Raw genomic sequence first — 14544 nt, forward strand, 5'->3', positions numbered from 1 at the left:
CCCGTCGCACGTGATGACCTTCGGGGCAGACTGGGGTAGATTCGGCGCCAGAAGGACTCTGGGGGCCATCATTCCATGTCATCCGCAATGCAAACGCCACTCGTGGGCCTGACAGGCCTTGCGCGCCGGCTGGTAGCCGAGGGCTTGTTGCCGGAAGCCGATGCCCGCCGTGCCGTGCTGGAAAGCAGCCAGCAACGCGTCACCCTGACCTCGTGGTTGCTGGACAAGAACCTGGTGGACGGCCTGCGCCTGCTGCGCCTGGCCTCGCTGGAATTCGGCATGCCGATGCTGGACGTTGCCGCACTGAATCCTGCGCAACTGCCGGTCAACCTGGTCAGCGAGGCCCTGCTGACCAAGCATCGTGCGTTGCCGCTGTTCCGGCGCGGCAAGCGCCTGTTCGTCGGTATCGCCGACCCGATGCAACTGGACGCCCTGGAGGAGATCAAGTTCCACTCCAACTGCATGGTGGAGCCGATCCTGGTCGAGCGCAGCCAGCTCAACCGCACGATCGATGTCGCGCTGAGCAGCATGCACGACGTGATGCCCGACATGGGCGGCGACGACCTGGAGGGCCTGGAGACCGAGGGTGGTGACATCGAGGAGAGCGGCGGCGGCATCGATGCCACCGCCACCGACGACGCTCCCGTGGTGAAGTTCGTCAACAAGATCCTGGTCGACGCGATCAAGCGCGGCGCCTCGGACATCCACTTCGAGCCGTTCGAGACCCATTACCGCGTACGTCTGCGCATGGACGGCATGCTGCGCGCGGTGGCGAGCCCGCCGCTGAAGCTGGCCAGCCGCATCAGCTCGCGCCTGAAGGTGATGGCGCAGCTGGACATCGCCGAGAAGCGCGTGCCGCAGGACGGACGCATCAAGCTCAACCTCAGCAAGACCCGCGCGATCGACTTCCGCGTCAGCTCGCTGCCCACGCTGTTCGGCGAGAAGATCGTGCTGCGTATCCTGGACGGCTCGGCAGCGAAGATCGGCATCGAGAAGCTGGGCTACGAGCCGGACCAGCAGAAGCTCTACGTGGACGCCATCCACAAGCCCTACGGCATGGTGCTGGTCACCGGCCCCACCGGCTCGGGCAAGACGGTGTCGCTGTACACCGGCCTGAACATGCTGAACACCGCCGAGCGCAACATCTCCACGGTGGAGGACCCGGTGGAAATCCGCGTCGAAGGCATCAACCAGGTGCAGCAGAACGTGAAGCGCGGCATGACCTTCGCCAGCGCGCTGCGCTCCTTCCTGCGCCAGGATCCGGACGTGATCATGGTGGGCGAGATCCGCGACCTGGAAACCGCCGAGATCGCCATCAAGGCCGCCCAGACCGGCCACATGGTGTTGTCCACCCTGCACACCAACGACGCGGCGCAGACCGTGGCGCGCCTGATGAACATGGGCATCGCGCCGTACAACATCACCTCCTCGGTCACCCTGATCATCGCCCAGCGCCTGGCGCGCCGCCTGCACAGCTGCAAGAAGCCGCAGAACCTGCCGCCGCACGTGCTGCTGGCCGCCGGCTTCAGCCAGAAGGACATCGATGAAGGCCTGACCGTTTACGAGGCGGTGGGCTGCGACGAGTGCAACGAGGGCTACAAGGGCCGCGTGGGCATCTACCAGGTGATGCCGATGCTGGAGGAGATCCAGAAGATCGTCCTGCAGGGCGGCAATGCGCTGCAGATCGCCGAAGTGGCCAAGGCCGCCGGCATCAACGACCTGCGCGCCTCGGCCCTGCTCAAGGTGAAACAGGGCCTTACCAGCCTCTCCGAGATCGACCGGGTGACCAAGGATTGATCCAGGGGCTCCGGTAGGAGTGGCTTCAGCCGCGACGGGCAGGGAATCGCGGCTGAAGCCGCTCCTACGCCGCTCCTACAACCGCTTCTGCGGTGCTCCTTGCCCCTTTGCGCCAGCTGTGGCCGCCGCCACGGTTTCACGGCAGAGAAATGACGTAAGCTTCGGTACCAGAACGATTCCATGGCCTGAACGGCCCATGGGAACGCACCATCAGGGGGACAGCGCATGGCCACGGCATCCGCAACGGCAAAGAAGGACGCGCGCGCGGTCGGCGCCGAGCGCGCCGCGGTCAGCAAGCTCACCGTCTACGAATGGGTGGCGCTGGACAAGCGCGGCAAGCGCATGAAGGGCGACATGCAGGCGAAGAACGCCTCGCTGGTGAAGGCCGAGCTACGCCGCCAGGGCATGAACCCGCAAACGGTACGCGAGCGCGCCAAGCCGCTGTTCGGCTCCACCGGCAGCTCGGTGAAGCCGCGCGACGTGGCGGTGTTCAGCCGCCAGATCGCCACCATGATGACCTCAGGCGTGCCGTTGGTGCAGTCCTTCGACATCATCGCCGACGGCCAGAAGAACGTCCGCTTCAAGAACATGCTGCTGGACGTGAAGCAGGGCCTCGAAGGTGGCCAGGCGCTGCACGAGGCGCTGGGCCGCTACCCGGTGCAGTTCGACGAGCTGTACCGCAACCTGGTGCGGGCCGGTGAGGCCTCAGGCGTGCTGGACACCGTGCTGGACACCGTGGCCACCTACAAGGAACGCACCGAGGCGCTGAAGAAGAAGATCAAGAAGGCGCTGTTCTACCCGATCATGGTGGTGGCGGTGGCCTTCCTGGTCTGCATGGTCATGCTGCTGTTCGTGGTGCCGGTGTTCGCGGAAACCTTCCAGAACGCTGGCGCCGCCCTGCCCGCCCCTACCCAGTTCGTGGTCGCCGCCTCGCAATTCATGAAGAGCTGGTGGTGGCTGGTGCTGCTCATCATCATCGGCAGCGTGGTGGGCCTGGTGGCGGGCAAGAAACGCTCGGCGAAGTTCGCCCATTTCCTCGACCGCGTCATGCTGAAACTGCCGGTGTTCGGCAAGATCATGCGCGAATCGGCGATCGCCCGCTTCGCCCGCACCCTGGGCGTGACCTTCCACGCCGGCGTGCCTCTGGTGGAAGCGCTGGACTCGGTCTCAGGCGCCACCGGCAATGTGATTTACGGCGACGCCGTGAAGCAGATCCGTGATGACGTCTCGGTAGGCCACCAGTTGCAGCTGGCGATGCGCCAGACCAACCTGTTCCCGAACATGGTGGTGCAGATGACCGCGATCGGCGAGGAATCCGGTGCGCTGGACAGCATGCTGTTCAAGGTCGCCGAGTTCTACGAAGAGGAAGTGGAGAACGCGGTCGACACCCTGTCCACCCTGCTCGAACCCATGATCATGGTGATCCTGGGCGTGGTGGTCGGCGGCATGGTGATCTCGCTGTACCTGCCGATCTTCAAGCTGGCCGGTACCGTGGGTTGATCTCCTTCTACGGAGCGCTCCTGCGCACGAAAGCCCCTGGCCCGGACGCTGCCAAAAGCGACTTGCGTACAAGATGCGCTCCTGCCAGCAAGCCCGTAAGCTTGGGCGCCCCGTAGCCGCCACCCGACCACGCATGCCCGACCTGCCCCTTCCCGCCTGGACCGCCCTCGCCGCCGTGCTCGGCCTGCTGGTGGGCAGTTTCCTCAACGTGGTGATCCTGCGCCTGCCCGAGCGCATGGCGGCCGAATGGCGGCGCGAGGCGCGCGACGTGCTGGAACTGGAGGCCGGGGATGAAGCCCTGCCGCCCGGGATCGTGCGCGAATCTTCGCACTGCCCGCACTGCAAGCACCCGCTGTCGGCGGCGGACAACATCCCGCTGGTCGGCTGGCTGCTGCTGCGTGGGCACTGCCGCTACTGCAAGGCGAAGATCTCGATCCAGTATCCGCTGGTGGAACTGCTGAGCGGCGTGCTCAGCGCCGTCGTGGTGTGGAAGCTCGGCCCGACCTGGCCCGCACTGGCCGGCCTGCTGTTCACCTGGGCGCTGGTCGCCCTGTCCGGCATCGATTTCCGCACCCAGTTGCTGCCCGACCAGCTCACCCTGCCGCTGCTGTGGCTGGGCCTGCTGCTGACGCTGAAGCCGCTGTTCGTGGAACCCTCCACCGCCATCCTCGGCGCGGCGATCGGCTACCTCAGCCTGTGGAGCGTGTACTGGCTGTTCAAGCTGCTCACCGGCAAGGAAGGCATGGGCCATGGCGACTTCAAGCTGCTGGCCGCGCTGGGCGCGTGGATGGGGCCGCTGGCGATCCTGCCCATCGTGCTGCTGTCCTCGCTGATCGGTGCCATCGTGGGCGGCGGCCTGATCGCACTCTCCCGCCACGAGCGCGGCGTACCGATGCCGTTCGGCCCGTTCATCGCCATGGCCGGCTGGGTGTGGTTCGTGGCGGGCGATGCCCTGTTGCATGCCTACCTGCAGCTGACCGGCCTGCGATGAACAGCTACGTCGTCGCCCTGACCGGCGGCATTGCCGCGGGCAAGAGCGTGGTGACGCGTCGCTTCGCCGCGCTGGGCGTGCCCGTGCACGACGCCGACGTGGCCGCGCGAGAGGTGGTCGCACCGGGCAGCGAAGGCCTGGCCGCCGTGGCTGCCGCGTTCGGCGACGAGGCACTGGACGCCACGGGCGGGCTGGATCGCCCCGCCATGCGCCGCCGCGTGTTCGCCGATGCGGCGGCGCGGCGGACGCTGGAAGGCATCATCCATCCCCGCGTGCGCCAGTGGCTGCACGAGCGGGCGCTGGCCGACACCGCGCCCTACTGCCTGCTGGCGATCCCGCTGCTGGCCGAGAACATCGAGCATTACCGCTGGATCGACCGCGTGCTGCTGGTCGACGCGCCGGTGGAGTTGCAGCTGGCCCGCCTGGTCGCCCGCGACGGCATCGACGAGGCGCTGGCCCGGCGCATGCTGGCGCACCAGGCACGCCGCGAGCAGCGGCTGGCGCTGGCCCACGACGTGATCGACAACAGCGGCGACGAGGCGGCGCTGGATGCGACGGTGCTGGCGCTGCACCGGCGCTATCTGGCGCTGGCGGCGGATCGGCAGGGGCGGCCGTAGGAGCAGCTTCAGCCGCGATTCGTACGCCCGGTCGCGGCTGAAGCCGCCCTACAAGGGTGGTATGGACCGCTCGAGTAAATGCGGGTAACCGGCGAAATCCAGCCGCGCCCTGCTCCCGCCCACGCGCAACCGCGCTGCCGCACCGAACGGCAAGGTGAACTTGTCCGGCACGTGGCCGAACGGCAGGCCGTCCAGCACCGGGATGCCGGCCATGCGCCGGAGCTGGGCGAAGCCCTCCGCCAGGCCGTAGCCGTTGTCGTAGGCGCTGGGGCGACAGTTGGTGAAGTCGCCGAGGATCAGCGCGCGCTGGCGCCCCAGCACGCCGGAAAGGTGCAGCTGGTACAGCAGGCGCTCGATGCGGAACGGTGGCTCGCCCACGTCCTCCACGAACAGGATGCCGCCGTCGATGCGCGGAAAATACGGCGTGCCCAGCAGGCTGCACAGCATCGCGAGATTGCCGCCCCACAGCGGCCCTTCGAGATCCAGTGCATGCTCGCCGCTGCTGGCCCACTCGGCGCTGCCCTCTGCCGCACGCACGGTGCGCCAGAAGTGCGGCAGCGTCAGTGCGCCCGGATGCTCCGCCCCGAAGTCGGGACCGAGCATGGGTCCGCCGAACGTGACCAGGCCACACTTCGCGTGCAGCGCCAGCTGGATCGCGGTGAAGTCACTGTGGCCCACCAGCACGGTGTCCGTGCCGGACAGCCGTTCGCGCAGCGCGTCGTAGTGCAGGTGTTCCAGCAGGCGCGTGGCGCCGTAGCCGCCGCGGATCGCCAGCGCGATGACGGGCAACGCGTCCAGCGTGGCGAGTCCGTTGATGTCCGCTGCGCGTTCGGCGTCGCTGCCGGCGTAGCGCAGTTCGGTCCGATCCAGCACATCGAGGCCATCCAGCGTGCAGCCCGCCTCATGCAGGCGGGACACGCCGCGCGCCATCGCGGCGCGGTCGTGCGGATAGCCGGAGGGGGCGATCAGGCGGACGCGGGTAGTGGTCATGGGTGCCATCGATGGGAGCGGACGTCCGGATTATGCGTGCAACGGCAGGCCCGGACATGGCAAAAACAGGCCATGGATGCGGCCACAGTAGCGGCTTCAGCCGCGACGGATGTGGGGAGAGATCGCGGCTGAAGCCGCTCCCACGGCCGCTCCCGCGAACCGGGTCACACGTGCTCGACCACCTCGAGGCCGAAGCCGCCCAGGCCCACCAGCTTGCGCGGCGTGCCCAGCACGCGCAGCTGGTGCACGCCCAGGTCGGCCAGCATCTGCGCGCCGAGGCCGAGCTGGCGCCACTCCTGCTGCTGCGCGTCCTCGGGCGCCAACGCGGCGGGCTGGCGCTTGAGCCGGGCCAGCAGCGCCTCGGACGTGTCCTCGCCGGACAGCACCAGCAGCACGCCGCGGCCTTCGTCGGCGATGCGGCGCAGCGCGCTGGTGACGGTGAGGCCGAGGTCGTCGCGCTTCAGGTGCAGCACGTCGGACAGGGTGTTGCGCACGTGCACGCGGCTGAGCACCGGCGCGCCGTCGTCCACCGCGCCACGCACCAGCGCATAGTGCAGGCCGTGGCGGATCGCGTCGCGCCACGCCACCAGCCGGAACGGGCCGAACTCGGTATCGACGTTCTCCTCGTGCACGCGCTGGATGGTCTTCTCGGTTTCCAGCCGGTAGCGGATCAGGTCGGCGATGGTGCCGATCTTCAGCCCGTGCTTCTGCGCGAACACTTCCAGTTCGGGCCTGCGCGCCATCGAGCCGTCCTCGTGCAGGATCTCGATCAGCACCGCGGACGGCTCCAGCCCGGCCAGCGCGGCGAGGTCGCAACCCGCCTCGGTATGGCCGGCGCGGGTGAGCACGCCGCCGGGCTGCGCGGTGAGCGGGAACACGTGGCCGGGCTGGGACAGGTCCTGCGGCTTCGCGTCGGACTTCACCGCCACCTGGATGGTGCGCGCGCGGTCGTGCGCCGAGATGCCGGTGGTGACGCCCTCGGCCGCCTCGATCGAGACGGTGAAGTTGGTGTGGTAGGGCGAGGTGTTGTCGCTGACCATGGGGCGCAGGCCGAGCTGGCGCGTGCGCTGCTCGGTGAGCGTGAGGCACAGCAGGCCGCGCGCCTCGCGCACCATGAAGTTGACGTCCTCGGGCCGCACCATCTGCGCGGCCATCACGAGGTCGCCCTCGTTCTCGCGATCCTCGTCGTCGAGGATCACGACCATGCGGCCGGCGCGGATGTCGTCGAGGATTTCGGGGATGGTGTTGAAAGGCATGGAGGTATCCGTGGTGTGTTCCTTCTCCCGCCGGGAGAAGGTGCCCCGCAGGGGCGGAGGAGGGTGCGGGCGGAGCGAAGCGCCACGCTTCGCCCGCACCCTCACCCCAACCCCTCTCCCGGCGGGAGAGGGGTTGCAGGATCAGGCGAAGCCGTGCTGCCGGAGGAACGCCTCGTCCAGCTTCGGCACGTCGCCGCCGCCGACCAGCCGCTCCACGTAGCGCGCGATCACGTCCACCTCGATGTTCACCGCGTCGCCCGCGCGCTTCGCGTGGAACGTCGTGTGTGCCACCGTGTGGGGGATAAGGTTGACGCCGAAGCGCGCGCCGTTCACCTCGTTGACGGTGAGGCTGGTGCCGTCGATGCACACCGAGCCCTTGGCGGCGATGTAGCGGGCCAGGTTCGCCGGCACCTCGAAGCTCCAGCGCTGCGAACGGCCGTCGGGCGTCACCGCCACCACCTTGCCCAGGCCGTCGACGTGGCCCGAGACCAGGTGACCGCCCAGCCGGTCGGCCAGGCGCAGCGCCTTCTCCAGGTTCACCGGGTCGCCCGCCTTGAGCTGGCCCAGCGTGGTGAGCGACAGCGTCTCGTTGGAGACGTCGGCCGCAAAGCCGTGCGCCTCCAGCGCCACCGCGGTGAGGCACACGCCGGACACCGCGATGGAGTCGCCGAGCTGCACGTCGGCAAGATCGAGATCGGCGGTATCGACGTGCAGACGCAGGTCGCCGCCGCGCGGTTCGAGCCGCGCGATGCGGCCCACGCATTGGATGATGCCGGTGAACATCAGCGCACCTCCCGATGGGAGGCGGCCGTCTTGCCCGCAATGAGGTTGATCATGAAACGTTCTCCGCGTGGTGGCAGCGAGAACGCCTCAAGGCATGAGGCCGGCGCGCCGCCGGGGCCGCGCGCCAAACCGTCTTCTTTTATCCGGACTGTGACCGTCGGCCCCGGCATTCGACCGGATCTGCTGACCTCGCGACGGCTGTCGCGAGCGCTCGCGGGCTCGCCCCTGGGGGCCTACCGCCGGTGGGGAATTTCGCCCCGCCCTGAAGACGTTGAATGCATGGCCGGCCGCAATGGCCAGCGGCGGGAGTCTAGCATCAAAGCCATCGACCCGCTGGCGGCCGGGGGCGCGACGCGGCGTTCCCGGCGGTGCACAGCGCGTCGCCCAGAGCCTGTTCCATGTCTCCACGTGGCCCGCGTTGCCTTGCCGTGGCCGTCAGGTGGCAGTGCGCGGCGCAGCGCGTGCCTGGGGCGTGGCTGGCAGGCCAACAAGCCAAGCGCTGCCGCATGGCGGCCACGGCAAGGCAACCCGGAGGGTCGGGTCTGTTTGCCCGCACGCCGGCGTCATCACTCGGGCGTGGACGGACGTCCACTTCCTCCTTCTTCCTTGGCCTGCGCGCAAACAGCTCCCGGCGAGGGCCACGCGGAGATATGGAACAGGCTCTCAGGGTGGCGCGAATTCCAGCACGGTGATCTCGCGGCCCAGCGCCACCGTTTGCTGCGGGCGCCCCAGCGCCGCCAGTTTCGCCTCGAAGCCCGCCAGGCTTTCGCGTTGCCCCTGGGCCGAGCGACCGTTCACCGCCCATACCCGGCTGCCCTGCTTCCAGCGCGCCACCGCCAGGTCGAGCCGGTCGGTCAGCACGACCTTGCTGGCCAGCGGCGGCAGGTCGCGAGGCTGCAGCGTTTCGAGCATCGCGGGCGCGTTCGGATCGGTCGCGTAAATCGTGTCGCCAGGGCGCGCGGCCGTCGCCAGCATGGCGGCGGTGTGATCCCAGCGCGGCTTGGCTTCGACGCGATAGACCGGCCACAGGTTGAGCAGGCACAGCAACGGCAGCATCCCCGCCACGACCGGCCGCCACCGGCGCGGCAGGACGGCGGCGCCCGCACCGGCCAGCACGAAGAACGGTACCGCGCTCCACAGCAGGTAGCGCGCCACCAGCATCGGCTTGACCACCGATACCGCCAGCAACAGCAGGGGCAGCACGGCGAATCCCAGGGCCAGCACGCGCCCGTCCAGACGCCCACGCAGGCGGAACAGCCCCAGTCCACACAGCGCGGCCACGCAGGGCGACAGCATGGCCACCCCGGCCGGCATCAGGCCAAACTGCACCACCGCGGCGGGACGCATCAGGTAGGTGCTGGCGGCCACCACCCACAGCCCGTGCCAGCTCAGCACCGGCACCCAGTTGAAGGCGTCGAGCATGCGCCCGCTGCTGGCCACGCATATCGCAAGGTAGAACGGCAGGCTGCACGCCAGCACCAGCAGTTGCCCGCGCAGCCAGCCACGCCGGAATCCACGTGCCAGGGCCTCCGGATGCGTTGCGTGCAGGTGACGCCAGATGCAGAACAGCGCAACGTTGGAAGCCAGCAGCCACGGCACCGCATCGCCCAGCAAATCCAGCGCGCCAATGGTGCCGGCGAGCCAGGCCACCCACTCCGGCCACAGGCCGCCCGCGCGACGCCAGCCCAGGGCGGCGCGTGCGGGCTGCTGCGCCAGTCCCACCAAGCCCCACAGCGCGATCGCGATCAACAGCAGCAACAGTGCATACGAGCGCGCTTCCTGGCCGTACTGCACCTGGGTCGGCGCCAGCGCCATCAGCAATGCGGCCACGCAAGCCGCGAAACGCCCGGCCACGCGTCGCCCGATCGCGTACACCACGCCCACCGAAAGCGCGCCGAACAGCGCCGACGGCAGGCGCAGCGCGGCGAAATTCGGCTGCGCCGGCACCAGCGAGCGCAGCAGCAGGAAATAGTTGGGCATGTGCCGGTTGGCGAAGCTGTCGGCGATCAGCGCCGTGGTGTCCAGGTGGATGCGCCGGTAGGTGAACACCTCGTCCAGCCAGAACGGTTGATGGCCCAGGCGGATACAGCGCGCGGCCAGCGCCAGCAGCGACAACAGCAGCAGCCACGCCCAATCCCGGGCAGACCAGTTGTTGCCGCCCGTCGCGGACCGATGCCCGATCGCGAACGACGGCGGCATTGCGGGGCGCGCGACGGTATCGGCCCAGGTCGAAAGCATGGGTGGCGACCGGATCGTGGGAGTTGTCGGCCATCCAACGCCACGGATGTTTCAGCGTTGTCTCCGTCTCCCGCAACGTTGGGCGCCGTTCAGTCTGGAAACGCAGCCACCAGTCCTATGCCGGCAGCGGCCGCAGGCGCAGCCGCCAGTCCGCGCCGACCTGGCGCTGCTCCACCACGGCGAGCCTCCAGCGTTCGGCCATGGACGCCAGCGGCGGCAGCTCCAGCAGCGGACGGGCGCGGTCGCCGAGCAGCACCGGCGCGACGTACAGCAGCAGTTCGTCCACCAGGCCGCCAGCCAGCAGGGCACCGCCCAGCCGGGCACCCGCTTCCACATGCAGTTCGTTGACATCACGTGCAGCCAGCAACGCCAGCACGGCGGCAAGGTCGAGCGCACCGTCGCGCTCGGCCACCACGGCATGTTCGACACGGTTGAGGCGTTCGTCGGTCGCAGCCGCCCCTGCGCCGTGCAGAAACAAGGTGGGCGTGGAACCGTCCAGCACATGGCTGCCGGCCGGCGTGCGCAGGCGACGGTCCAGCACCACCCGCAAGGGGGCAACGACGCGCCTCCCGGCACGATAGCTTTCCGCAAGAGCCGCCCCCTCACCCCACCCTCTCCCCGGCGGGGAGAGGGAAAAGCCTTCGCCTGGCCGCACGGTGAGACGCGGGTTGTCGGCCAGCACGGTGCCGCTGCCCGTGAGGATGGCGCTGCTGCGCGCGCGCCAGCGCTGCACGTCGGCGCGGGCGGCTTCGCCGGTGATCCACTTCGACTCGCCGTTGGCCAGCGCGGTACGGCCATCCAGGCTCATCGCCAGCTTCAGCCGCACGAACGGCCGGCCGCGCTCGATGCGGCTGAAGAAGCCGACGTTCAGTTCGCGTGCCTCGTCGCGCAGCAGGCCGGTGCCCACGACGATGCCGGCGGCGCGCAGCTTTTCGATGCCGCGGCCAGCCACCTGCGGGAACGGGTCTTCCGCGGCAATCACCACCCGCGCCACGCCGGCGGCGACCAGCGCGTCCGCACAGGGCGGCGTGCGACCGTGATGGGCACAGGGTTCCAGGGTCACGTAGGCGGTCGCGCCCTGCGCGCGTTCGCCGGCCTCGCGCAGGGCGAACACCTCGGCATGCGGTTCGCCGGCGCGCTGGTGCCAGCCGCTGCCGACGACCTCGTCGCCGTGCGCGATCACGCAGCCCACGCGCGGATTCGGCTGGGTGGTGTACAGGCCGCGCTCCGCGAGGCGCAGGGCGTGCGCCATGTGCAGGTGGTCGGTGGCGTTGAAGGTCATGCTTGTCTTCCTCTCCCCTGCGAAGAGAGCACCGCCTGAGCTTGCCGAAGGGGACTGAGGTGATGGGACGAACGGGCGACAGTGTCGCATCGGAGTGCGTTTCGGACACGCGCCGAGGCAAGAATGGCCCCTCACCCCGACCCTCTCCCCCCTCACCCCGACCCTCTCCCCGGAGGGGACAGGGAGCTATGCAGCTCAGCCCTTGCGGTTGCGGCGCGACTCGACGCGCTCGCCGGCCAGCAGCGACAGCTGCAGTTTCTCCAGCTCCGGCAGGTCGTGCTCCAGCCTCTCGATTTCCTCGAGGAAGGCCTGCACGTCCTCGAACTTGCGATAGACCGAGGCGAAGCGCACGTAGGCCACCTGGTCGAGCTTCTTCAGCTCGCGCATCACCAGCTCGCCCACCTGGCGCGACGGCACTTCGCGCTCGCCGCTGCGGCGCAGGTCATTGACGATCTCGCGCACCGCGGCATCCACCGCGTCGCTGGCCACCGGCCGCTTCTGCAAGGCGCGCTCGAAGCTCACCCGCAGCTTGCGTTCGTCGAAGGCCTCGCGCCGCTCACCACTCTTCACGATCGCCGGCAGCTTGAGCTCCGCCGTCTCGAAGGTGTTGAAGCGCTCGCCACAGGCGGGACACTCGCGACGACGGCGCACGGTGGCGCCGTCCTCGGTGAGCCGCGAGTCGATCACGCGGGTGTCTTCGTGCTGGCAGAAGGGGCAGTGCATCCGTCAGCGCATCAGCCGTAGACCGGGTACTTCCGGCACTGCGCCTCGACCTTGCCGCGCACGGTGGCGATCACCGCCTCGTCGTTCGGCGCATCGAGCACGTCGCAGATCCAGTTGGCCAGGTCCACGCAGTCGGCCTCCTGGTAGCCGCGGGTGGTGACGGCGGGGGTGCCCACGCGCAGGCCGGAGGTGACGAAGGGCTTCTGCGGGTCGTTCGGCACGGCGTTCTTGTTCACCGTGATGTGCGCCTTGCCCAGCGCGGCCTCCGCGTCCTTGCCGGTGACGCCCTTGCCGATCATGTCGATCAGCATCAGGTGGTTCTCGGTGCCGCCGGAGACGATCTTGTAGCCGCGCGCGATGATGGTCCTGGCCATCGCCTTGGCGTTCTTCACCACCTGCGCCTGGTACTCCTTGAAGGCCGGTTCCAGCGCCTCCCTGAAGGCCACCGCCTTGGCGGCGATCACGTGCATCAGCGGGCCGCCCTGGATGCCGGGGAACACGATGGACTGCAGCTTCTTCTCGATCTCCTCGCTCGCCGCGCCCATGCCCTGCCTGCTCGCGACGATGAGGCCGCCGCGCGGGCCGCGCAGGGTCTTGTGGGTGGTGGAGGTGACCACGTGGGCGTGCGGCAGCGGGCTGGGGTAGACGCCGGCGGCGACCAGGCCGGCGACGTGGGCCATGTCCACGAACAGGTAGGCGCCGACCTTGTCGGCGATGGCGCGGAAGCGCGCCCAGTCCATCACCTGCGAGTAGGCGCTGAAGCCGGCCACGATCATCTTCGGCTGGTGCTCCACGGCAAGGCGCTCGACCTCGTCCATGTCCACGATGCCGTTGCCGTCCACGCCGTACTGCACGGCGTTGAGGATCTTGCCGCTGAGGTTGACCTTGGCGCCGTGGGTGAGGTGGCCGCCGTGCGCCAGGCTCATGCCGAGGATGGTGTCGCCCGGCTGCAGCAGCGCGAAGTACACCGCCTGGTTGGCCTGCGAGCCGGAGTGCGGCTGCACGTTGGCGTAGTCGCAGCCGAACAGCTGCTTCACGCGCTCGATGGCCAGCTTCTCGGCCACGTCCACGTACTCGCAGCCGCCGTAGTAGCGCTTGCCCGGGTAGCCCTCGGCGTACTTGTTGGTGAGCTTGGAGCCCTGCGCTTCCATCACCCGCGGGCTGGCGTAGTTCTCGGAGGCGATCAGCTCGACGTGGTCTTCCTGGCGTCGCCCTTCGTCGGCGATGGCCTGGGCCAGTTCGGGGTCGTAACCGGCGATCGTGCAGTCCTTCGGGAACATTCGGGCCTCTGCGGGTGAGTGTGCGGGGATGAATCGGGAAAGTGTAACGCCGCCGCGGGGTTGCAGCCACTGCCCGCGGGCTGGCGACGATGCAGGGCGGATACCATCACGTAGCTGATGATCATCAGCAGCAGCCATGCGCCCAGCTTGCCGAACGGCACCATGTGCCAGCCATGCCGCTGCGCCGGATACAGCCAGGCGTGGCTGAAGGTGCCCACGTTCTCCGCCAGCCAGATGAACAGCGCCACCAGCACGAAGCCCAGCAGCAGCGGCATGCGTCGGTGCACGCGGCGGATGCGGAAATGGATCCGGCACGGTCCGAACAGCCATGCCACCGCCACGAACAGCAGCGGCCGTGCATCCGGCAGGTAGTGATGGGTGAAGAAGTTGAGGTAGATCGCCGCGGCCAGCACCACGGTCGCGCCGAACGGCGGATGCCGGGTGAAGCGGAAGTCGAACAGGCGCCAGGCGCGGGCGATGTAGCTACCCACCGCCGCGTACATGAAGCCGGTGAACAGCGGCACGCCACCCAGCCGCAGCAGCGAGGGCTCCGGGTAGTTCCACGAACCCACCGCGGTCTTGAACAGCTCCATCGCCGTGCCCACGGCGTGGAACAGCAGGATCACCCTCGCCTCCTCGCGGCTCTCCAGCTTCGCGGCCAGCAGGACGCCCTGGATCGCCAGCGCGGCCAGTACCAGGAAGTCGTAGCGAGACAGCCACGCATGGCGCGGATACCAGCGCCAGCTGGCCAGCAGCAAGGCCACCATCAGCCCGCCGAACAGGCAGGCCGACGCCTGCTTGAGCCCGAAGCAGAGGAACTCGTACATGCCTGCCGCCACGCGGCCGCGGGTCCGCGCCCATCGCCCGAGCCGTCGATCCAGGCGCATCAGCGCCGTCGCATGCCCCGTCATCGATCCGTCCATGCCCAGCCCCTTCGGCCTCCGCGGCTGCACAGCGTGGCCGCGGCATCTGGCGCATGCCGGCGCCCGCCATGGCGGGGAAAGGCCCTATCGGCGATAATTGGCGGTCTTTGATTCCCTTACCTGTGCCGGGCCGCTGCTGCGGCTTGCGGATCGCCTTCAGGAGC

12 protein-coding genes and 1 riboswitch are annotated in these 14544 nt (G+C 69.0%); of the genes, 4 read left to right on the forward strand and 8 right to left on the reverse strand.

Annotation, left to right across the window (positions count from 1 at the left end; all coding sequences use genetic code 11):
- Nucleotides 1-87 precede the first annotated feature (87 nt).
- The 4 genes from pilB (at nucleotide 88) to coaE (ending at nucleotide 4905) form a co-directional block, all read left to right on the forward strand.
- Complete coding sequence (gene pilB, locus ABQJ56_RS08415) at nucleotides 88-1797, forward strand: type IV-A pilus assembly ATPase PilB (protein WP_437343404.1); 1710 nt, start codon at nucleotides 88-90, stop codon at nucleotides 1795-1797.
- Nucleotides 1798-2022: 225 nt separating this feature from the next.
- The gene (locus tag ABQJ56_RS08420; protein WP_367844559.1) at nucleotides 2023-3297 is read left to right on the forward strand and encodes a type II secretion system F family protein; all 1275 of its coding nucleotides are present in this window, start codon (nucleotides 2023-2025) and stop codon (nucleotides 3295-3297) included.
- A 133-nt stretch (nucleotides 3298-3430) separates the two neighbouring features.
- Nucleotides 3431-4288 carry a prepilin peptidase gene (locus tag ABQJ56_RS08425; RefSeq protein WP_367844560.1) on the forward strand — a complete coding sequence of 286 codons (858 nt, stop codon included), beginning with the start codon at nucleotides 3431-3433 and terminating at the stop codon, nucleotides 4286-4288.
- Nucleotides 4285-4905, forward strand: a complete 621-nt coding sequence (coaE, locus tag ABQJ56_RS08430; RefSeq protein WP_367844561.1) for a dephospho-CoA kinase — start codon at nucleotides 4285-4287, stop codon at nucleotides 4903-4905. Before ABQJ56_RS08425 ends, coaE begins: the two co-directional genes overlap by 4 nt.
- A 48-nt stretch (nucleotides 4906-4953) precedes the next feature.
- Here the strand turns inward: coaE and ldcA are convergent, their stop codons facing one another.
- The 8 genes from ldcA to ABQJ56_RS08470 all read right to left on the reverse strand — a co-directional run bounded on the left by ldcA (nucleotide 4954) and on the right by ABQJ56_RS08470 (nucleotide 14380).
- The gene (gene ldcA / locus ABQJ56_RS08435) at nucleotides 4954-5895 is read right to left on the reverse strand and encodes a muramoyltetrapeptide carboxypeptidase (protein ID WP_367844562.1); all 942 of its coding nucleotides are present in this window, start codon (nucleotides 5893-5895) and stop codon (nucleotides 4954-4956) included.
- Between the two features lie 164 nt (nucleotides 5896-6059).
- Nucleotides 6060-7151: a 3,4-dihydroxy-2-butanone-4-phosphate synthase gene (gene ribB, locus ABQJ56_RS08440; protein ID WP_367844563.1), complete on the reverse strand. Its 1092-nt coding sequence runs from the start codon at nucleotides 7149-7151 to the stop codon at nucleotides 6060-6062.
- Nucleotides 7152-7292: 141 nt separating this feature from the next.
- A complete protein-coding gene (locus tag ABQJ56_RS08445) occupies nucleotides 7293-7934 on the reverse strand; it encodes a riboflavin synthase (RefSeq protein WP_367844564.1) in 642 nt (213 codons plus the stop codon).
- Nucleotides 7935-8061: 127 nt separating this feature from the next.
- Nucleotides 8062-8208, reverse strand: a riboswitch (FMN riboswitch).
- Between the two features lie 389 nt (nucleotides 8209-8597).
- A complete protein-coding gene (locus ABQJ56_RS08450; RefSeq protein WP_367844565.1) occupies nucleotides 8598-10172 on the reverse strand; it encodes a glycosyltransferase family 39 protein in 1575 nt (524 codons plus the stop codon).
- Between the two features lie 115 nt (nucleotides 10173-10287).
- The gene (gene ribD / locus ABQJ56_RS08455; RefSeq protein ID WP_437343408.1) at nucleotides 10288-11424 is read right to left on the reverse strand and encodes a bifunctional diaminohydroxyphosphoribosylaminopyrimidine deaminase/5-amino-6-(5-phosphoribosylamino)uracil reductase RibD; all 1137 of its coding nucleotides are present in this window, start codon (nucleotides 11422-11424) and stop codon (nucleotides 10288-10290) included.
- Between the two features lie 225 nt (nucleotides 11425-11649).
- Entirely contained in the window at nucleotides 11650-12177 is a 528-nt protein-coding gene (nrdR, locus tag ABQJ56_RS08460; RefSeq protein WP_367844567.1) for a transcriptional regulator NrdR, read from the reverse strand.
- Between the two features lie 11 nt (nucleotides 12178-12188).
- A complete protein-coding gene (gene glyA, locus ABQJ56_RS08465; RefSeq protein ID WP_367844568.1) occupies nucleotides 12189-13457 on the reverse strand; it encodes a serine hydroxymethyltransferase in 1269 nt (422 codons plus the stop codon).
- Nucleotides 13361-14380 carry a DUF817 domain-containing protein gene (locus tag ABQJ56_RS08470; protein WP_367844569.1) on the reverse strand — a complete coding sequence of 340 codons (1020 nt, stop codon included), beginning with the start codon at nucleotides 14378-14380 and terminating at the stop codon, nucleotides 13361-13363. The genes glyA and ABQJ56_RS08470 overlap by 97 nt, the downstream gene beginning before the upstream one ends.
- Nucleotides 14381-14544: the final 164 nt, after the last annotated feature.

It is taken from the genome of Rhodanobacter geophilus (genome assembly GCF_040812275.1).
Classification (GTDB): Bacteria; Pseudomonadota; Gammaproteobacteria; order Xanthomonadales; family Rhodanobacteraceae; genus Rhodanobacter_A; species Rhodanobacter_A geophilus.